Origin of the sequence: Kocuria sp. CPCC 205260, assembly GCF_040981045.1 — a bacterium.
In the GTDB taxonomy this organism is placed as follows: Bacteria; Actinomycetota; Actinomycetes; order Actinomycetales; family Micrococcaceae; genus Kocuria; species Kocuria palustris.
In genome coordinates, this window is sequence record NZ_JAVKPT010000001.1 from 499,770 (window position 1) to 520,197 (window position 20,428).

Annotated in this window: 15 protein-coding genes; 4 read left to right on the top strand and 11 right to left on the bottom strand. The window is 70.8% G+C overall.

The features are described from left to right. Window positions 1-19: 19 nt before the first annotated feature. From ffh to ftsY, 4 genes are all read right to left on the bottom strand, one after another. Complete coding sequence (gene ffh, locus RF645_RS02235) at window positions 20-1,651, bottom strand: signal recognition particle protein (protein WP_368818524.1); 1,632 nt, start codon at window positions 1,649-1,651, stop codon at window positions 20-22. Between the two features lie 201 nt (window positions 1,652-1,852). Then, window positions 1,853-2,191 (bottom strand): P-II family nitrogen regulator, encoded by a 339-nt coding sequence (locus RF645_RS02240; RefSeq protein ID WP_024290723.1) that lies wholly within the window; start codon window positions 2,189-2,191, stop codon window positions 1,853-1,855. After that, the gene (locus RF645_RS02245; protein ID WP_137801733.1) at window positions 2,188-3,510 is read right to left on the bottom strand and encodes an ammonium transporter; all 1,323 of its coding nucleotides are present in this window, start codon (window positions 3,508-3,510) and stop codon (window positions 2,188-2,190) included. Before RF645_RS02245 ends, RF645_RS02240 begins: the two co-directional genes overlap by 4 nt. A 266-nt stretch (window positions 3,511-3,776) precedes the next feature. Beyond that, window positions 3,777-4,937, bottom strand: coding sequence for a signal recognition particle-docking protein FtsY (gene ftsY, locus RF645_RS02250; protein WP_368818525.1), 1,161 nt, complete (start codon window positions 4,935-4,937; stop codon window positions 3,777-3,779). Window positions 4,938-5,032: 95 nt separating this feature from the next. Here ftsY and RF645_RS02255 point away from each other — a divergent pair, with 95 nt between their 5' ends. Then, a complete protein-coding gene (locus RF645_RS02255; RefSeq protein WP_368818526.1) occupies window positions 5,033-6,346 on the top strand; it encodes an MFS transporter in 1,314 nt (437 codons plus the stop codon). Window positions 6,347-6,474: 128 nt separating this feature from the next. Here the strand turns inward: RF645_RS02255 and smc are convergent, their stop codons facing one another. Beyond that, window positions 6,475-10,227 (bottom strand): chromosome segregation protein SMC, encoded by a 3,753-nt coding sequence (gene smc, locus RF645_RS02260; RefSeq protein ID WP_368818527.1) that lies wholly within the window; start codon window positions 10,225-10,227, stop codon window positions 6,475-6,477. 110 nt (window positions 10,228-10,337) lie between these two features. Continuing rightward, window positions 10,338-12,251 carry an FMN-binding glutamate synthase family protein gene (locus RF645_RS02265; protein WP_058871225.1) on the bottom strand — a complete coding sequence of 638 codons (1,914 nt, stop codon included), beginning with the start codon at window positions 12,249-12,251 and terminating at the stop codon, window positions 10,338-10,340. Window positions 12,252-12,380: 129 nt separating this feature from the next. On the opposite strand from RF645_RS02265, the gene RF645_RS02270 reads away from it, so the two are divergent. From RF645_RS02270 to RF645_RS02280, 3 genes are read left to right on the top strand one after another with little or no spacing between them, the layout of a single operon-like run. Next, window positions 12,381-13,412: a 3-oxoacyl-ACP synthase III gene (locus tag RF645_RS02270; protein ID WP_368818528.1), complete on the top strand. Its 1,032-nt coding sequence runs from the start codon at window positions 12,381-12,383 to the stop codon at window positions 13,410-13,412. Window positions 13,413-13,414: 2 nt separating this feature from the next. Continuing rightward, a complete protein-coding gene (locus RF645_RS02275) occupies window positions 13,415-16,144 on the top strand; it encodes an alpha/beta fold hydrolase (protein ID WP_368818670.1) in 2,730 nt (909 codons plus the stop codon). After that, window positions 16,141-17,301: an NAD-dependent epimerase/dehydratase family protein gene (locus RF645_RS02280; protein WP_368818529.1), complete on the top strand. Its 1,161-nt coding sequence runs from the start codon at window positions 16,141-16,143 to the stop codon at window positions 17,299-17,301. Before RF645_RS02275 ends, RF645_RS02280 begins: the two co-directional genes overlap by 4 nt. Before the next feature lie 202 nt (window positions 17,302-17,503). On the opposite strand, the gene RF645_RS02285 is transcribed toward RF645_RS02280, so the two are convergent. The 5 genes from RF645_RS02285 to RF645_RS02305 all read right to left on the bottom strand — a co-directional run bounded on the left by RF645_RS02285 (window position 17,504) and on the right by RF645_RS02305 (window position 20,415). After that, a complete protein-coding gene (locus RF645_RS02285) occupies window positions 17,504-17,755 on the bottom strand; it encodes a type II toxin-antitoxin system Phd/YefM family antitoxin (RefSeq protein ID WP_368818530.1) in 252 nt (83 codons plus the stop codon). A 187-nt stretch (window positions 17,756-17,942) separates the two neighbouring features. After that, complete coding sequence (gene mutM, locus RF645_RS02290; RefSeq protein ID WP_058871230.1) at window positions 17,943-18,881, bottom strand: bifunctional DNA-formamidopyrimidine glycosylase/DNA-(apurinic or apyrimidinic site) lyase; 939 nt, start codon at window positions 18,879-18,881, stop codon at window positions 17,943-17,945. Window position 18,882: 1 nt separating this feature from the next. Then, a complete protein-coding gene (gene rnc / locus RF645_RS02295; RefSeq protein ID WP_058871231.1) occupies window positions 18,883-19,608 on the bottom strand; it encodes a ribonuclease III in 726 nt (241 codons plus the stop codon). A 1-nt stretch (window position 19,609) separates the two neighbouring features. Then, window positions 19,610-19,813, bottom strand: coding sequence for a 50S ribosomal protein L32 (gene rpmF, locus RF645_RS02300; RefSeq protein WP_006215062.1), 204 nt, complete (start codon window positions 19,811-19,813; stop codon window positions 19,610-19,612). 2 nt (window positions 19,814-19,815) lie between these two features. Continuing rightward, window positions 19,816-20,415 carry a DUF177 domain-containing protein gene (locus tag RF645_RS02305; protein WP_235586747.1) on the bottom strand — a complete coding sequence of 200 codons (600 nt, stop codon included), beginning with the start codon at window positions 20,413-20,415 and terminating at the stop codon, window positions 19,816-19,818. Between the last annotated feature and the right edge of the window lie 13 nt (window positions 20,416-20,428).

Below are 20,428 nucleotides of genomic sequence, written 5' to 3' on the forward strand. Positions count from 1 at the left end.
CGCGGGGGCAGCTGCGGGGTCACTTGAGGAACTTCTCGAAGCCCTTGGGGAGGTCCTTGAGGTTCTGCTCGGGCTGCTGGGGCTGGCCGAACGACGAGCCCGTGGGTGCCTTGGAGCGGTTCTGCGCGGCGGCGGCCTCCTGCGCGCGCTTGGCCGGATTGCCGGAGCGCGAGCCCTTCTTCTTGGCCTTGGACTTGGAGGACTTGCCGCCGCCCGCGCCAGGCAGCCCCTGCATGCCCTGCATCCCCTGCATGCCGGCCATGGGGTTGCCGCCCTGCGGTCCCATGCCCGGAGCGCCGCCGCCCATGCCCGGGAGGTTCGGAATGCCCTTGCCCTGGGACATCTTGCGCATCATCTTCTGCGCCTGCCCGAAGCGCTCCATGAGCTGGTTGACCTCCTGCACCGTGGCCCCGGAGCCCTTGGCGATGCGCGCTCGGCGCGAGCCGTTCATGATCTTGGGCGCCACCCGCTCGTGCGGGGTCATGGACTGGATGATGGCCTCGATGCGGGTCAGCGCGGACTCGTCGAAGTTCTCGAGCTGCTCGCGCATTCCGGCCATGCCCGGCATCATGCCGAGCAGCTTCTTCATGGAGCCCATCTTCTTGAGCTGCTGCATCTGGGCCAGGAAGTCCTCGAAGGTGAAGTCCTCCTGGTCGGCGAACTTCTTGGCCATCTTCTGGGCCTCGGCCTGATCCCAGGTCTTCTCGGCCTGCTCGATCAGGGTCATGACATCGCCCATGTCGAGGATGCGCGAGGCCATGCGATCCGGGTGGAACTGCTCGAAGTCCTTCACGCCCTCGCCGGTGGAGGCGAACATGATGGGCTTGCCGGTCACCGAGGCCACCGACAGGGCGGCGCCGCCGCGGGCGTCGCCGTCGAGCTTGGAGAGCACCACGCCGGTGAAGTCCACACCCTCGTTGAAGGCCTGGGCGGTCTGGACGGCGTCCTGGCCGATCATGGCGTCGATGACGAACAGGACCTCGTCCGGCTGGACGGCGTCGCGGATGTCGCGGGCCTGGTGCATCAGGGGCTGGTCGACGCCCAGGCGGCCGGCGGTGTCCACGATGACGACGTCGTAGAGCTTGGAGCGGGCGTGCTCCACGCCCTCGCGGGCCACCTCGACCGGATCGCCGGTGGGGTCGTCGAACTCGGAGGTGGTGCCCGGGTGCGAAGCCCACACCGGCACGCCCGCGCGCTCTCCCACGACCTTCAGCTGGGTCACGGCGTTGGGGCGCTGGAGGTCGGAGGCCACGAGCAGCGGGCGGTGGCCCTGGTTCTTGAGCCAGTACGCGAGCTTGCCGGCCAGCGTGGTCTTGCCGGCGCCCTGCAGGCCCGCCAGCATGATGATCGTGGGCCCGGTCTTGGCCATGCGGATGCGCCGGGTCTGACCGCCCAGGATCTCCTGGAGCTGGTCGTTGACGATCTTCACGACCTGCTGGCCCGGGTTCAGCGCCTCGTTGACCTCGGCCGACAGCGCGCGCTCCTTGACGGCGGCGGTGAACTCGCGGACCACGGGCACGGCGACGTCGGCGTCGAGCAGCGCGCGGCGGATCTCGCGCACGGTGGCATCGACATCCGCCTCGGAGAGCTTGCCCTTCCCGCGCAGGTTCTTGAACGTCGCGGTCAAGCGGTCGGAGAGGGAGTTGAACACGTGGTCCTCGCTGTGGATCTTCGATGGTCTGGGGCGGCGGGCCGGCCTGGACGCGCGTCGACGGCGCGACCAGGTGGCCGCGCCGTCGTCGCCCCTGGGGGTGCGCAGTGCGCACCGGATCAGTGCTCCAGGGTAGCAATGCCCGCCGTCAGCACATGCTCGGCTCCTGACGCCGTGCGCTGAAGCGCCTGCGGGACGTGTTCAGACAGCGGACTCGCCGCCCTCCCCCGTGCGCAGCCGCACGACCTCCTCCACGGGGGTGACCCAGACCTTGCCGTCGCCCGCCCGGCCCGTGGTGGCGGCAGCGGCGATCGCGTCGACGACCTCGTGGGCCTGCTGGTCCGTGACGACCAGCTCCAGGCGGGTCTTCTCGATGAGGTCCACCGAGTACTCCGCACCGCGGTAGACCTCGGAGTGCCCTCGCTGGCGGCCGTAGCCGTGGACGTTGGTGACGGTCATGCCCTGGATCCCGAACGCGGCCAGCGCGTCCTTGACGTCGGCGAACTTCTCCTGCCGGATGACGGCGACGACGAGCTTCATGCGCGCTGCTCCTTCTTCTGACGCTCGATGACGTCCTCGAGGCTGCCCGGGACCGGGCGACGGGGGCGGAACGAGCCGGAGGCATCGCCCGCGAGGTTGTAGCCGGACTCCGCGTGCTCGGTGATGTCGATGCCCTCGATCTCCGCATCCGCCGTGATCCGCAGGCCGACGAACGCGCGGATGACCAGGGCGATGACGAGAGTCACGACGGCGCAGTAGATGACCGAGACGACCGTGGCGATGACCTGCGTGCCCAGCAGCCCCAGCCCGCCGCCGTAGAACAGCCCGCCTGCCGACTCCGCGCTCGGGATCGCGATGAAGCCCAGGGCCACGGTCCCCACGATGCCGGAGACCAGGTGCACGCCGATCACGTCCAGGGAGTCGTCCATCCCGATCCGGTACTTCAGCGCGACCGCGACCGCGGAGCACATGCCGGCGACCAGGCCCAGGACCATGGCCCAGAACGGGGAGACATCGGCGCAGGCGGGGGTGATGGCGACCAGACCGGCCACCGCGCCGGAGGCGGCGCCCAGGGAGGTCGGGTGGCCGTCGCGGACCCGCTCGACCAGCAGCCAGCCCAGCATCGCGGTGGCCGGGGCGGCCATGGTGTTGACCAGGATCAGGCCGGCCTGCTCGGGGGTGGCCGCAGCACCGACGTTGAAGCCGAACCAGCCGAACCACAGCAGGGCCGCGCCGAGCATGACCAGGGGGAGGTTGTGCGGGCGCTGGCCCGAGTCCTTCCCGAATCCCTGTCGCGGGCCGATCAGCAGGATCAGGATCAGCGCCGCCACGCCGGCGTTGATGTGCACCACCAGCCCGCCCGCGAAGTCGATCGCCTCGCCGAAGCGGGAGCCGATCGCCCCATCGGCGCCCAGCAGGCCCCCGCCCCAGACCATGAACGCCAGCGGCGCGTAGACCAGGGTGGTCCACACCGGCACGAACAGCAGCCAGGCGCTGAAGCGCATGCGGTCTGCCACGGCTCCGGAGATCAGCGCGACCGAGATGATCGCGAACGTGCAGGAGAACGCGACGCCCAGCAGATCGCTGGTGCCGATCAGGTCCTCCAGCCCCGGCGCCTGCAGAGGGCTGCCCGCCAGGCCTCCCAGGATGGGCTCGCCGCCGGAGATCGACCACCCCCACAGGATCCACACCGGGATCACCAGACCCAGGGCGGCAAAGGACATCATCATCATGTTCAGCACGCCCTTGGCACGGGTCATGCCCCCGTAGAACAGGGCCAGTCCCGGCGTCATCAGCAGCACCATGGCGCTGGCGACCACGGTCCACACATCGACCGCGCTCAGCGTCGTCTCGTCCATCGTCAGTCTCTCCTCGCGTCTCGGGCCCTCTCGGGCGCTGCACATGAGTCAAGCGAGGTCATGAGTCACCGGCGTCGCACCGTCGTTTCCGGCGTGTGACAACACGCGCTCGTTCGTGTCGGGCATGTGAACGGGGCTGCGGTCATCGAGCAGCGTCCGCGCGTCCTGAGTACGGCGGAGACAAGACGAGTGGCCCCGCAGTGTGCGTCTGAGCTGCTGGACGAACACTGCGAGGCCACTCGATCTGTGGGATCACACCAGGGGGCCTACTCGAGCAGGGCGTCCACGAACTGCTCGGCGTCGAACGGGGCGAGGTCATCGGCGCCCTCGCCCAGGCCGATGAGCTTGACCGGGGCGCCCAGCGCACGCTGGATCGCCACGACGATGCCGCCCTTGGCGGTGCCGTCGAGCTTGGTGAGCACGATGCCGGTCACGTTCACGGCCTCGGAGAAGACCTTGGCCTGCGTCATGCCGTTCTGCCCGGTCGTGGCGTCGATGACCAGCAGGACCTCGTCGACCTCGGCGGCCTTCTGGACCACGCGCTTGATCTTGCCGAGCTGGTCCATGAGCCCTGCCTTGTTCTGCAGGCGCCCGGCCGTGTCGATCATGACGACGTCGACCTCCGAGTCGATACCGGTCTTCACGGCATCGAAGGCCACGGAGGCGGGATCGGCGCCCTCCACGTCGGAGCGCACGGTCGGCACGCCCACGCGGTTGCCCCAGGTCTGCAGCTGATCCGCGGCCGCGGCGCGGAACGTGTCGGCCGCACCGAGCATGACGTCCTTGTCCTCGGCCACGAGCACGCGCGCCAGCTTGCCCACGGTCGTGGTCTTGCCCACGCCGTTGACGCCCACCACGAGCATCACGGCCGGAGTGTCGCCCTTGCGGGTCACGGCCAGGGAGCGGTCCATCGACGGGTCGACGAGCTTGAGCAGCTCCTCGCGCAGCATGGCCCGCACGTGGTTCGGGTCCTGCGTGCCCTCGGCCTTGACCCGCACCTGCAGGTTCTCGACGAGCTCCATCGAGGCGTCGGTGCCGAGGTCCGCCATGAGCAGCGTCTCCTCGATCTCATCCCAGACGTCCTGGTCGATGTGATCGCGGGACAGCAGCGCCAGGAGGCCGCGGCCGAACACGTTGTTGGACTTGGCCAGGCGCCCGCGCAGGCGCGCCATGCGGGAGCCGGCGGATTCGGGGGTGTCCAGCGACGGCGCCTTGGCCTCGGTCGCGGCTGCCCCTCCGGCCCGGGCATGCTCACCCGAGCCGTCGCCGGCAGCGCTCGGCGCCGGGTCATCGGCGTCTCGGGTCGAGTCGTAACCGCCGGGAGGCGCCTTGGGCCCGCGCAGCAGCACGAAGCCCAGCAGCGCCAGCACCACCACGGCGATCAGCACGTACACGAAGACAGGGATCTGAGCGAGTATCTGGTCCACGTCCCCCATTGCACCACGATTCGGCGGGGGCCGCCGAGGGGCGGTGCCCGCACGCGCCTGCGGCGTTAGCGCCATACTCCTAGACTGCGCTGGTGATGGCCTCCTCCTCTTCCTCCCCGGACCCCGCTGCGCGCAGGTCCTCCGACCGGTCGTCGCGATCGAAGTCTCCTGCCCGGACCCCGGTGCCGCGGGAGATCCTGGTGCTGATCGCCGCGGCCTTCGCGATCGCGGTCGGCTACGGCCTGGTGGCCCCGGTGCTGCCCCAGTACGCCTCGAGCTTCGGCGTGGGGGTGGCCGCCGCCTCAGCCGTCGTCTCGGCCTTCGCATTTTGCAGACTGATGTTCGCCCCGGCCGGCGGTCGCATCCTGGATGCCATCGGCGAACGCCGGACCTATCTCATCGGCCTGGTGATCGTGGCGCTGTCGTCGTTCGCCACGGCGTTCGCCGGCTCCTACTGGCAGCTGCTGCTCTTCCGCGGCCTGGGCGGACTCGGCTCCACCATGTTCACCATCTCCGCCATGGGCCTGATCGTGCGCCTGGCGCCGCCGGATTCGCGCGGGCGGATCTCGGGCATGTACGCCTCCACATTCCTGATCGGTGGGATCCTGGGGCCGGTGATCGGCGGGCTGCTGGCGGGATTCGGCATGCAGGCGCCGTTTCTCATCTACGGGGCCGCGATCCTGCTGGCCGCCGGTGTGGTCTTCTGGCAGATCCCCCCGCAGTCGCTGCAGGATCGGGCGGCCGCCAAGGCCCAGGTGCGTATGAGCTTCCGCGAGGCCTGGCAGTTCGGGGCGTATCGGGCTTCGCTGGTCTCGGGCTTCGCCAACGGATGGACCTCCATGGGGATCCGCGTGGCGCTGATCCCGCTGATCGCCTCCGCCGTCTTCGGCGCCGGACCTGCCCTGTCCGGCGTCGCACTGACGGTGTTCGCCGCCGGCTCCGCCGTGGCGCTGTCGTTCTCGGGCCGGATCTCCGACTCCGTGGGCCGCAAGCCGCTGGTGATCACCGGACTGGTGCTGGCCGGCGTGATGACAGCGGTGATCGGGTTCACGGACAGCGTGTGGATCTTCGCGGTGGCCTCCTTCCTCTCCGGAGTGGGCTCCGGAACCCTCAATCCGGGGCAGCAGGCGGCCGTGGCCGATGTCATCGGCCCGCAGCGCTCCGGCGGCACCGTGCTCTCGCGATTCCAGATGAGCCAGGACGCCGGGCAGATCCTGGGCCCGATCCTGGCCGGGGCCCTCGTGGATGCCGCCGGCTTCGGCCCGGCCTTCCTGGTCTCCGGCGTGCTGATGGGTGTGGCCGCGCTGGCCTGGACCCCGGTGATGGACACCCTCAAGCGCCCCGACGTCGACGCCGTCCCCACCGGCTCCGTCCCCCGTGTGTCCGACGAGGAGCGCGAGGACTCCTGACCCCGAGCTCCCCTCGGGAACTTCCATCGAGTGGCCCCGCAGCGTGCCCTCACCATCGAGTGGCCCGGAAGTGTCCGTTTCGCGGTTGAGAAGCACACGCCCAGGCCATTCGACGTGGAAGAGCGGGTCTACCGCATCTCCTTGAGGCGCTGGCCCAGGACGGTGGTGACGCCGTCGCGCATGCTCACGCCGTAGACGGCGTCGGCGATCTCCATGGTGCGCTTCTGGTGGGTGATCACGATCAGCTGCGAGGTCTCCTGCAGCTGCTGGAAGATCGTCAGCAGCCGGCCCAGGTTGCGGTCATCCAGGGCGGCCTCGACCTCGTCCATGATGTAGAACGGCGAGGGCCGGGCGCGGAAGATCGCCACGAGCATCGCGATCGCCGTCAGCGACCGCTCGCCGCCGGACAGCAGCGACAGCCGCTTGATCTTCTTGCCCGCCGGGCGCGCCTCCACGTCGATGCCCGTGTTGAGCATGTCCGCAGGATCGGTCAGCCTCAGTCGCCCCTCACCGCCGGGGAACAGCGTCCCGAACACGGTGATGAACTCGCGCTCGACGTCGTGCCAGGCCTCGGTGAAGACCTGCTCCACGTGCTCGTCGACGTCGCGGATGATCTGCCGCAGATCGGCCCGGGAGCGGTGCAGGTCCTCGAGCTGCTCGGAGAGGAACGCGTGGCGCTCCTCCAGGGCCGCGAACTCCTCGAGCGCCAGCGGATTGACCTTGCCGAGCTTGGCCAGATCACGCTCCGCCGACGCCAGCCGCTTCTCCTGCTGCTCGCGCACGAACGGGATGCCCACCGGTTCGTCGTAGAGGTCCTCCTCCGGCTCCTCCCCGTCCGAAGTGTCCGGGGTCCCCGACGACGGCACCGACTCCCCCTGCTTCTCCGCCAGCTCCTCCGGGGTGATCCCGTGCTGCTCGGCCTCGAGCTCGCGACGCGCAGCTGCGGCGGCGGCGCGCTCATCGCGGCGCTGCGAGGCCTCCAGGATGGCGTCGGCATCAGGGATGGGCAGGTGCGGGCCATAGTTGTCGATCAGGGCGTCGGGGGTCAGCCCGAGCTCGTCCAGCGAGCGCTGCTCGAGGGTCTCGATGCGGGCCCGCTTCTGGGTGCGGGCGACCTCGTCGCGGTGGACCTCGTCGGTGAGCTGGGCCAGTCGAGAGGCAAGGCCGTCGTTGGCGGTGCGCACCTCCTGCAGCTCGGCGTCCAGGGCCTGGCGGACCTGCTCGGCATGCTGCCGCTCGGCCTCGGCCCGCTCCACGGAGGCGTCGATGCGCACCAGGATCTGGCGCACCGCGGCCAGCACGGCCTCGGCGCTGCGCGCCTGCTGCCGCCGCCTCTCGGCACGGCGGGCCGCCTCCTCCCGGGCGCGGCGCTCGGCGGCGGCGGCCCGCTCCTGCGAATGCGCGCGGTTGCCCAGTGCTCGGGCCTGCTCCTCGAGCGACCGCAGCGCCAGCCGGGCTTCCGTCTCTGCCTGCCGTGCCTGGGTCGCCTCGCGCTGCGAGGAGTCGCGGCGCGCCACGGCCTCCAGGTGGGCGCGCTCGGACTCGTCGTCGTCGTGGTCCTCCTGGGCGGCCTCCAGGCGCGAAAGCGCCTCGTCCAGAGCGCGCTGATGCGCGGCCACCTGGTCCTGGGTCTCGGCGACCTGGCGCTGGAAGCGATCCGACTCAGCCTGAGCGGAGTCCAGCACGGCCTCGGTCCGCGAGGACGCTCCGGCGGCATCCCGCTCGGCCTTCTCGGCCTCCTGCGCCGCCTTGCGCGCAGCTTCGGCCTGGGGGCGCAGGCGGTCCCGCTCCGCAGCAGCCGACTGGGCGGCCTCCGTCGCCTGATCCAGCGTCTGCCGCAGTTGACTCAGCTCGGCCTCCGCGGCCTCGGCCTGCGCGCGGATCTCCAGGGAGCCGGCCGCCTCCCGCGCTCCGCCCCAGGCGCTGTGCGGGGCGAAGACGTCTCCGTCGCGGGTCACGGCGCGCACCTGCGGGTGATCGCCGGTCAGGCGCACCGCGGTGGCCGCGTCCGAGACCAGCACGGTCCCGGCCAGCTCCGCGCGCACGCGCTGCACGACGGCCTCCGCAGCATCCCCCGCTCCCGCCGCCGCCTCGACGGCCTCGGCCGCCGGCACGACGCCCGCGTAGCCCCGGATCTCGTCCGGCAGCTCTGAGACGGGCGCCGCAGATCCGCCCGCCACGAGCATGTGCACGCGCCCGGCATCCGCCTGGCGCAGAGATTCGAAGATGCCCGCCGCCGCCGCGTGCGAGCGCACCGCGAGCGCCTCGGCCAGCGGACCTAGGGCCGCCGTCAGCGCACGCTCCCAGCCGGCGGAGATCGTCAGGACCTCGGCCACTGCAGCCACCACAGCATCGGCGGACTGCGCCTTGACGGCCTCGGTGCCGTCGGGCTGGCGGACCGAGGCCCGCAGCGTCTCGGCGCGGGCGGCCTGGGCGTCGTGGGCGCGCACCGCCTCGGTGCGAGCGGCCTCGGCCTGGCGGTGCAGCTCCCGGGCGGCGTCGAAGGCCTCGACCGCTTCGTCGCGCTCGGAGGCCGCCCGGCGCGAGGCCTCGGCGGCGTCCTCGGCGGCTGCGCGCAGCGTCTCCACCTGGCTCAGCGCACCCATCCGGCGCTGGGCGGCCTGCTGCTCGGTGCCGCGCAGCCGCTCGAGCTCGTTCTCGGCGGCCTCGACCCGCGAGCGCGCAGCGCCCACGCCGCCGGAGAGCTTGGCCACGCCCTCGCGGCGATCGGCGGCGGCCTGCAGGATCGCGGTGACCGCCTTGTCGGCCTCGCGCGCCTGCGCCTCGCTGTCCTCGCGGTCCTGGATGGCCTCGGCCAGGGTGTCCACGGCTTCTTCGACCTGCTCCAGCGCCGACTTCTCCTCCTCGCGGGTGCGCGCGGCCTGCCCGGCCAGCCGGTCCGGGTCGCGGTCCGAGGAGGGCTGCTCCTCCGTGGCTCCGAGCAGTCTCCGCCGCTCCCCTGCCAGCTGCTCGAGCGAGCGGTGCCGCTCGCGCACCGAGGTCAGCTCGTACCAGGTCTCGCGCGCCGCCGTCACCGCCGGTGTGGCCTGCGCGGCGCGGGTCTCCAGCTCGTTCTGGCGGGTGCGGCCCGCCCCCAGACGCCGCTCGGCGTCCTCCTTCTCCTCGCGCAGCCGCTGCTCGGTCTCGACGTCGACGGCCAGCGCGGACTGCGCCTGCACCAGGTCATCGGCGAGCAGGCGCGAGCGGGCGTCGCGGACGTCGAACTGGATGCGCTGGGCGCGGCGGGCGACCTTGGCCTGACGGCCCAGCGGCGTGAGCTGACGCCGGATCTCGGAGAGCAGGTCGTCCAGGCGGTCCAGGTTGGCCTGCATGCCCTCGAGCTTGCGGATCGTGCGCTCCTTGCGCCGCCGGTGCTTGAGGATCCCGGAGGCCTCCTCGATGAAGCCGCGGCGCTCCTCCGGCGTGGCATGCAGGATCCGGTCGAGCTGGCCCTGCCCGACGACCACGTGCATCTCCCGGCCCAGACCCGAGTCCGAGAGCAGCTCCTGGATGTCCAGCAGGCGGCAGGACTGGCCGTTGATCGCGTACTCGGAGCCGCCGGTGCGGAACAGGGTGCGCGAGATCGTGACCTCGGTGTACTCGATCGGCAGGGCGCCGTCGGTGTTGTCGATCGTCAGGGCCACGTGCGCTCGCCCCAGGGCCGCCCGGCCCGAGGTGCCGGCGAAGATCACGTCCTCCATCTTCCCGCCGCGCAGCGACTTGGCGCCCTGCTCGCCCATGACCCAGGACAGGGCATCGACCACGTTCGACTTGCCCGACCCGTTCGGGCCGACGACGCAGGTCACCCCGGGCTCGAACTCGAAGCTCGTGGCCGAGGCGAACGACTTGAAGCCGCGCACGGAGAGGGTCTTGAGATGCACCCGGCGAGCCTACCGGGAGGGGGCCGACGACGCCGTCAGCCCGCCCCCGGGTGAGCTCGGCAATGAGATCGCCGGTCAGGAGCCGACCGAGAACACCCTCTGAACCTGCCTCACTCGGCTGGGCGCCCCTCCGGTCGGGTGCTGTCGCCGACGACCGGCGTGGAGCCGGTGGTCGGCGTGCGGCTGGCCTCCGGTCGGCCGATCGGCTCGTCGCCGTCGCTGCGCACCGGCTGCTGGCCCTGCTCCTGCTCCCCGCCCCGACCGCTCGAAGGGGCGTGCGCGTCCGAGTGACGCTGTCCCGACGGCCCGCCCGGAACATGGCTGCCGCCCGAAGAGGCCAGCGAGCTGCCGGCGCCGACAGTCGCCATCATCCCGGTCTGCGTGGCCATCTCGTCGTTCCAGTGGGGCCCGTCCTCGTCCAAGAAGCCGAGCGGGGCGTGCTCGCCGAAGTGATCGGCGTCGGCCTCGGCCCAGTCCGCGGCCCAGCCGCGCGGGGGCTGCTCGAGCAGCTCGCCCTCCCGCAGCCAGTTGTAGATCGAGGCGTAGGAGCGGGTGTTGAGGTGATCCACCCGACGGCGCAGCATCCGCGCGTTGAGCTGCGACGGGGCCTCCACGCCCATGGAGGCCATGATCTGCACGGCCTCGCGGACGGTGAGCTTCTGGTAGTTGTGCACCCGCTTGGCCTTGTCCTCCACGTCCAGTGCGCGCATGAGGCGGGCGTCCTGGGTGGCCACGCCCACGGGGCAGTGGTTCGTGTGGCACTTCTGCGCCTGGATGCAGCCGGTGGCCATCATCATCCCGCGGGCGGACATGGTGAAGTCCGCGCCCTGGATCATGCGCTTGACGATGTCCGAGCCGGAGACCACCTTGCCTGCGGCGCCGATGCGGATCATGTGCCGCAGTCCGGTGCCCACCAGGGCGTTGTGCACGAGCATGAGCCCCTCGGTCAGCGGAGTGCCCACGTGATCGGAGTACTCGAGCGGGGCGGCGCCGGTTCCGCCCTCGGAGCCGTCCACGATGATGTAGTCGGGCGCGATCCGCTCCTCCCACATGGCCTTGCACATGGCCAGGACGTCGGTGCGCGAGCCCACGCAGAACTTGATGCCGATCGGCTTGCCGCCCGAGAGCTCGCGCAGCTGCCCGATGAACCGGACCATCTCGCGCGGGGTCGTGAACGCGGAGTGCGAGGCCGGGGAGATGCAGTCCACGCCCTCGGGGACCTCGCGGGCCTCAGCAATCTCGGCGGTGACCTTGGAGCCCGGCAGCACGCCGCCCAGGCCGGGCTTGGCGCCCTGGGACAGCTTGATCGTGATGCCCTTGACCTCGTCGTAGCGGGCCTTCTCGGCGAAGCGCTCGGGGTTGAAGCGCCCGTCGTCGTACCGGCAGCCGAAGTACCCGGAGCCGATCTCCCAGAACAGGTCGGCGCCGCTGCCGAGGTGATACTCGGTCAGCCCGCCCTCGCCGGTCTCGTGCACGAACCCGCCCATGGCCGCGCCCTTGTTCATGGCCAGCACGGCGTTCTTGGACAGCGAGCCGAAGGACATCGAGGAGATGCTCATCAGGGGCATCTCGTAGGGCTGAGCGCAGTCCGGCCCGCCCACGCGCACCGTCGGCGGCTCCGCGGCCGGGGCTACCGGGGCGGTGGTGTGCAGCAGGAACTCGTAGCCGATCTCGTCGGTGGCCTTCTCCGTGCCGAAGGCCTTGTGATCGTCCTGGCCCTTGGCGCGGGCGTAGACGATCGAGCGCTGGTCGCGGCTGAACGGCTTGCCCTCGGTGTTCTTCTCGATGAAGTACTGCTGGATCTCGGGGCGGATGGACTCCAGCAGGTAGCGGGCGTGCCCGAGCACGGGGAAGTTGCGCAGGATCGCATGGCGCGGCTGGACCAGGTCCCAGATGCCCAGCCCCAGCAGCAGCAGGGCCACCACGCCCAAGAAGATCCAGGCCCACATGCCCACGAGATAGGCGACGAGGAGGACGAGGGCGAGGGTGACGACGGCCCCGGCCATGAGGAAGCGATTGTTCATGCGCCCATCGTCTCGCATCGGCCCCGGGACGACGAAGCGGCGGACATGGACGCGCTGCCGTCAGGTGATGTCCAGGCGCGTCGATAGACTTCAGGACAGACTCCTCACACCTTCGTCGAAAGCAGTGCCTTGCCAGGGAACTCCATCATCCGCCACAGCAGCGCCTCGCTGCTGTCGATCCAGAAGGTCGAAGCCGACGTCGTCGTCTCCTCCGAGCGCGCAGACGAGCAGCTGCAGGAGACGTTCGAGCGCCTCAAGCTGCCGAAGGGCCTGCTGGAGCGCTTGGCCGGCGTCAAGGAGCACCGCGAGTGGTCCGAAGGCCGCCACTACACCGACGGCGCGATCGAGGCGGCGCAGGCCGCCATGGACCAGGCCGGCATCAGCCCGGATCAAGTGGGCCTGCTGATCAACTGCTCGGTGACCCGCGACGGCTACGAGCCGGCCCTGGCCTCCGGGGAGCACGCCCGGCTGGGCCTGCCCAGCTCGGCGCTGAGCTTCGACATCACCAATGCCTGCCTGGGCTTCATCAACGGGATGACCGTGGCCTCGTCCATGATCGACTCCGGCGCCATCGACTACGCCCTGGTCGTGGCCGGCGAGGATCCCACCCGCTGGCACCGCGAGGCCTTCCGCCGCCTCAGCGGACCGGACGTCACCCGCGCCGAGGTCATCCGGGAGTTCGCCACGCTCACGCTGGGCTGCGGCGCCGCGGCTGCCGTCGTGGGACGGGCGGACAACCACCCCGACGGCCATCGGATCCGCACCTCTGTGACGCGTTCGGCCACCGAGCACTTCGAGCTGTGCGTGGGCGGCTTCGACGGCATGTTCACGGATGCGGGCGGGTTGCTCAAGCACGGCGTCGGCCTGCTCACGGACACGTGGGAGGAGGCCCGCACCCAGGGCTTCGAGTGGGATGACTTCGACTGGGTGGTCGCCCACCAGGTCTCCACCTCCCACACGGACAAGACGGAGGCGGACATCGGGATCCCCGCGCACAAGCTGCCGCGCACCTTCCCGTTCTGGGGCAACGTGGCCTCAGCCGCCCTGCCGATGACCCTGGCGCTGCAGGCCGAGAACGGCTCGTTCCAGAAGGGCGAGCGCGTGCTGGCCATGGGCGTGGGATCCGGACTGAACGCGACCTTCATGGAGGTCGACTGGTGAGCATGCAGACCGAGACCCCCCGGATCGACTGGGCCGGCTTCCCCGGTGTGGACCCCCGCTGGTCCCGCACCGTGGAGGCCCCCTCCCACGCGGCCTGCGAGCCGGTCCCCGGCACGACCCGGCGCTGGCACCTGCTCGACAACCAGGCGGTGCTCCAGGAGCAGGGGAAGACCCCGGCCGGCACCATCCTGGCCGTGCACGGCAACCCCACCTGGTCGTACCTGTGGCGCTCGGTCCTGAAGGCCGCGACCGAGGCCGAGACCCCCTGGCGCGTGGTGGCCGTGGATCAGCTCGACATGGGCTTCTCCGAGCGCACCGGCCTGTTCCGCCGCTACGACGACCGCATCCAGGACCTCAGCGACCTCACCGCCGAGATCGGCCTGGACGACGAGCGCGTGGTCACCCTGGCCCACGACTGGGGCGGTCTCGTATCCATGGGCTGGGCCGAGCTGCACCCGAAGGCGCACGCGGCAACGATCATGACCAACACGGCGATCTACCACGATCCCGAGTCCGGTCCCATCCCGGATCCGCTGCGTCTGGCGCTGGCGCCGAAGGTCCACGGAGCCGTCACCTCCCGGACCACCGCGTTCCTGGACATCTCCCTGTCGCTGGTCTCCCCCTCGCTGGCTCCCGAGATCAAGGCGGCGTTCAAGGCGCCCTACGACACCCCCGAGCATCGAGCCGGCATCGAGCACTTCGTGGCGGACATCCCGGCGTTCGCGGATCATCCGTCGAACCACCGCTACGAGCGCACGGCGTCCTGGATGGCCACCTCGACCGTTCCCGCTCTGTTCCTGTGGGGCCCCAAGGACCCGGTGTTCCTGGAGCGCTACCTCCAGGACCTTCGCAAGCGCATGCCGCAGGCGGACGTCCACCGCTTCGAGGGCGCCAACCACCTGCTGCCCGAGGACCGGGACATCGCCACGCCGGTCATGCAGTGGCTGCAGCAGAACCTCGTCGATCCGCACCCCCGCCGCTTCCAGCACCTCGAGGCCCGTCCGCAGGCCGAGGAGCCGTTCGTGCCCTTCACGGCCGGGCTGTCCCACCGGGCCGGCCTGGACGAGGCCACGACCGCGGTCGCCACCGTGGACATGGGCAAGGCCGAGAACGACAGCGCCCCGGCCGTCGAGCGCAGCCTCACCTGGGCGCAGCTCGACGAGCGCGTGGAGCGCATCGCCGCCGGGCTGATCGGGCTCGGGGTGAAGCCCGGAGACCGCATCAATCTCATGGTGCCCCCGGGGGCCGACCTCACCACGCTGATCTACGCCTCACTGCGTGTGGGAGCCGTGATCGTCGTGGCGGACACCGGACTGGGCCTGCCGGGGCTGCGCCGCGCGCTCAAGGGCGCCTCCCCGCAGTGGTTCATCGGCATCCCCGCGGCTCTGACCGCCGCCCGCACGTTGGGCTGGCCGGGGCGGCGCATCAGCGTCGAGACCCTGGATCCGGTGCGCCGGCGCGTGCTGGGGATTGAGGCTTCCGTGGCCGAGCTCGAGCGCACCGCGCCGGGCCCGCTGCCGCAGATCGACCCGGATGCGGACGCCGCCGTGCTGTTCACCTCGGGCTCCACCGGCCCGGCCAAGGGCGTCGTCTACACCCAGCGGCAGATGGCCGCCATGCGCGATGCCGTGGCCGCCGTGTGCGACCTGCGCCCCGGCACCGGGCTGGTTGCCGCCTTCGCGCCGTTCGCACTGCTGGCCCCGGCCATGGGCGCGGCCTCGGTGACCCCGGACATGGACGTCACCAAACCGCGCACCCTCACCGCCCGAGCACTGGCCGATGCGGCTGCGGCGATCGAGGCCACCACCGTGTTCGCCTCCCCCGCTGCGATCGTCAACGTGCTGGCCACCCAGAACGACCTGGCACCGCATCAGCGCCAGGCGCTGGGCCGCGTGCGGCTCATGCTCTCGGCCGGGGCCCCACTGCCGCCGCCGCTGCTGGAGCAGCTGCAGAAGCTGCTGCCCGCGGCCGAGCTGCACACCCCGTACGGCATGACCGAGGCCCTGCCCATGACGGACGTCCGCCTGGAGACCATCCGCGAGGCGGCCGTCGACTCCCAGCCGCTGCACCCCGAGCAGGGCTTCCGCTCGCAGGCCCGCGTGCGCGGGGCCGGCGAGGGCGTCTGCGTGGGCGCCCCGGTCCCCGGTGCGGCCGTGCGGATCGCGCCGGTCGATCACGACGGCGTCCCCTCCGATCGGCTCGTGGATCTGCCGGACGTGCTGGGCGAGATCGTGCTGCAGGCCCCGCACGTCAAGGACCGCTACGACTCCCTGTGGATCACCGAGAACGAGTCCACGCGGATCCCCGGCTGGCACGCCACCGGAGACGTCGGGCAGCTCGACGACAAGGGCCGCCTGTGGGTCTCCGGACGCCTCCATCACCTGCTGCTGACCAGCGACGGACCGGTCGCTCCCGTGGCCGGCGAGTATGCCGCCCAGACCGTCTCCGGGGTGGGCCGAGCAGCGCTCGTGGGTGTCGGACCCAAGGGTGCTCAGGTGCCCGTCGTCGTGTGCGAGACTGAGCCTCCGGCACGCCGATCCGGCCCCGCACGAGCGGGTCTGGCCGGGCGCGTGCGCAGTGCAGTCCACGCCGCCACCGGCCTGGATGTCGCGGCCGTTCTGGTGGTGCCCCGGCACCCCACGGACATCCGCCACAACTCCAAGGTCGACCGCACGCGCCTCGCCGCCTGGGCCGAAGATGCCCTGAGCGGGGGAAGGATCAGGAACCCGTGAGCACCACGCCAGGCATTCCCCGCGCCGCCGGAGCACCCCGGAAAGCGCACCGCGCCACTGCGGACGAGCTGAAAGACGTGCAGGAGCTGCAGGGGAAGGGCCGCACCGTCCTGGTGACCGGCGCCTCCGGGATGCTCGGCGAGTCCGTGGCCCGCAGGCTGATGAGCCAGGGCTGGACCGTGCGCGTGCTGCAGCGCGGCCAGGCCCCCATCGCCCTGGAGCACGGCGTGGAGCAGGTCCTCGGCTCCATCACGGACATGGACACCGTCAAGCGCGCCCTGGACGGCGTCGACGACGTCATCCACCTCGCGGCCAAGGTCTCCTTCGCCGGCGACTGGGAGGACTTCGTCTTCACCAACATCACCGGAACGCGCATCCTGCTGGAATCGGCGCGCAAGGCCGGGGCGAAGAACTTCGTCTTCGTCTCGAGCCCGTCCGTGGCGCACACGGGCGTGTCCATCACGGGCGACTGCGCCGGACCGGCCAATCCGTACAAGGCCCGCGGGAACTACGCCCGCTCCAAGGCGGCGGCCGAGCTGCTGGCCCTGGAGGCCGATTCCGATACCCTGCGCGTCACCGCGGTGCGCCCGCACATCGTGTGGGGCCCCGGCGACACCCAGCTCGTGGAGCGCATCGTGGACCGGGCCGCGCGCGGGCGCATGCCGTTGCTCGATGACGGCGCCGCGCTGATCGACACCACCTACGTGGACAACGCCTCCGAGGCCATCGTCCGGGCGCTCGAGCGCATCGAGGTCGCCCACGGCGAGGCCTTCGTGGTCACCAACGGCCAGCCGCGTCCCGTCGGCGAGCTGATCGGCATGATGTGCCGCGCAGGCTCCGTGCCCGCTCCCAAGCGCAAGATCCCCGCCGGGGTGGCGCGCTTCGCCGGCCGCACGATCGAGAAGGTCTGGGCCCGGTTCCCCGGTCAGGACGAGCCGCCCATGACCGAGTTCCTGGCCGAGCAGCTCTCGACCGCGCACTGGTTCTCGCAGAAGCGCACCCACGAGGTCCTGGGCTGGGAGCCGTCCGTCTCCATCGAGGAGGGCATGCGCCGGCTCAAGCAGCACTACGACCACCATCCGCTGCCGGTCGTGGTCGAGCAGCGCGAGAAGCGCGAGAAGCGCGTCGAGTCCACGACCTTCAAGGCCGGCAGCTGAGCCTGCTGGTTGCGTCGACTGATCTGATGATCTGCAGGCCCGCTGGCCTGCAGCGTCACTGAGCGGCAGACCTGCGCAACATTCGCTTCGGCCCCGCCTCGTCTCACGAGGCGGGGCCGACGCCATTCCGGAGTCCCTCTCCCGCGACGAGGCCACGTCGGCCAACCCGAAGGTCCCGTGATTCCCGCGCAGAGACAGCACTTCACAGGTCGAGAGGCCGCGGCGGTTCGACACGGCGTACGGGCAGGTCGAACTCGTCACCGTGATTCTGGCCCGTTCGGAGACGGTCTCCCATCAGCTCCGGCGTGCCGGAGAGCCGCTCGAATTCCTCGACAGTGAGCAGCACATGCGCTGCCCGACCGTGATCGATGACCTTGACCGGGCCCTGCTCGGCGGCTCGCATGGCTGCGCCGACGTCGCAGTCGAATTCGCGGCTGGTGACAGTGGCGCTCACGTCGGGCCTCCCGGTAGGAATCGCCTTCACAGCAGGCCTGCCGCTCACTCGTCGGGAAGACCACGGCCGCGCAGCTGCTGGATCGGACGACGAGCTCTGGCCCCGGATGCTGACGCCGCATGACACCCACCCATCAGAGCTGATGGCATGCGCACGTGCGGCCTCAGCGGGGCGGGCAGGCGGCAGGTCAGTACCGCGCGCGGCGAGGGCGGCGCTGGCACACGGAGCACCGGTACGACGACCGGTTCATGAACTGCTCACGCACGATCACGCCATCGCGGCCCTCGGCCTCGCAGCGCGGGCACGCCTCACCGGCGCGGCCGTAGGCATTGAGGGAGCGGGAGAAGTAGCCGGATTCCCCGTTGATGTTCACGTACAGGGAGTCGAAGCTCGTCCCGCCGGCCTCCAGGGCCCGGGCCATGACGTCCTGCACCGCCTCGACCACCCGCTGGGTCTCCGGGCGCGTCAGGGTCTCGGTGGGGCGGGCGTAGTGCAGCCGGGCGGACCACAGGGCCTCGTCGGCGTAGATGTTGCCGATCCCGGAGATGAGGCCCTGATCCAGCAGAGCGCGCTTGATGCCTGTCTTGCGGCGGCGCAGGGCGGCGTGGAAGGCGCCGGGGTCGAAGTGCGGGTCCAGCGGATCTCGCGCGATGTGCGCGGCGTGGACCGGGATCAGCGGCTGGCCCAGAGCACCTCGACCGCCGGGATGGCCGTCGGCGGTGGGGACCAGAGGATCCAGGAACATGCCCCCGAAGATGCGCTGGTCCACGAAGCGCAGCTGACCGGGCAGCTCCTCGGGAGTCTCGGAGAGCCCCAGGCGGACCTTGAGATGGCGCTCGTCGGGCTGGTCATCTCCCTGGATCAGCGCCTGTCCGGACATCCCCAGGTGCATCATCAGCGCGAGCTCATCGCCGGAGGCCAGAGCTACGGGCAGCCAGAGGAACTTGCCCCGGCGCACCGCGTCCAGGATGGACGCGCCCTGCAGCCGCTCGACGAAGTCGCCCGGACCATCCGCATGACGGCGCAGTGAACGAGGGTCCAGGACCTCGACGGTCTCGACCCGGCGCCCGACCGTCCATCGCTCGAGGCCGCGGCGCACGACCTCGGCCTCGGGCAGCTCGGGCATCTCAGCGCCCGTCGGCCAGCGGCCGGCCGTGGCCGTCGGTGCGGGTGGTGCCGGTGATCGCCGAGTAGGCGGACTCCGCCGCCCGGCGCTCGGCCTCCTTCTTGGAGGTGCCGGGGCCGGTGCCGTGCACGGTTCCGCCCAGCAGGCAGGAGGCCGTGAAGGAGCGGTTGTGGTCGGGGCCCGTGCCCTCGACCTCGTAGGTCACCGCGCCCATGCCCCGCATGGCGGCCAGCTCTTGGATCTCGGTCTTCCAGTCGCGGCCCTCGCGGATCACGAAGTCGTCCTCGAGCAGCGGCACGATCATCTGCAGCACGAACGCTCGTGCCGCATCCAGGCCCTGGGAGAGGTACAGCGCACCGATCACGGCCTCCATGGTGTCGGCCAGGATCGAGGACTTGTCGTGCCCGTCGGTGCGGATCTCGCCGCGGCCCAGGCGGATGAACTCCCCCAGCCCGCGCTCGCGCGCCAGCTGCGCCAGGGTGCGCGTGGAGACCACGGAGGCACGGATCTTGGCGAGGTCGCCCTCGCTGCGCTCGGGGTAGCGCGTGAAGATCTCGTCGGTGACCGTCAGCCCAAGCACGGAGTCGCCCAGGAACTCGAGGCGCTCGTTGTGCTTCTGACCGGCATGCTCGTAGGCGTACGAGCGATGCGTCAGCGCAATGAGCAGCGTCTCGGCGTCGATATCGACGCCGAGACGCTGCAGAAGATCCTGATGATCAGACGCCAACTCAGGCGTCCGCCACCTTGCGGCCCTTGTACTCGTAGTACAGGGCGGTGCCGGCGGAGTCGGTGACCAGCTTGGCCTGGTGCGGCAGGGAGTACACGGTCTTGCCGTTCTCCACGGTGCGGACCAGCTTGGGGGCCTTCGCCTTCCACTGCGAACGACGGGCGTGCGTGTTGGCTCGCGAGAGCTTCCTCTTCGGAACAGCCACTGCTATCTCTCTTCTCTCGGGGACTCGTCCCCCTGCTCGAGCAGGCCTGCGAGGGCGCTCCAGCGGGGGTCGAGCACTTCATGTACATGATCGGGGTCGTCCTCCAGCCGCGCGCCGCACTGGGCGCACAGACCGGGGCAGTCCTCCCGACACACTGGCTGGAACGGCAGCTTGGTGATCGCTGCGTCCCGGAGCATCGGCTCCAGATCGATGTGATCGTCCTGGACGGTGTACATCTCGTCGGCGTCGTCGTCCTCTTCCGGAGTCTCGGAAGGGGCGTCGAACAGGAAGAGCTCCTGCACCTCTACGGTCATGTCCTCTTCGACCGGATCGAGGCACCGACTGCACTCGCCGTGAAGGCGGGCTGTCACCGTGCCGGAGACCAGGATACCGTCCACGACGGATTCCAGCCTCAGGTCGGCTGCCATGTCGGAGCCCTCAGGGGCCCCGATGATCGCATTGCCGAAATCCTTCGGCGCAGGCAAGGTCTCCTGGAAGAGACGCATCGTCCCGGGACGGTGTTCCAGGTCCCTGACGTCCAGCGCCAGCGGTGAAACGTTGTCTCGACTGATGATGATCTCCTGTGGGTTCAATGCCAGCACGTCATTCTAGACG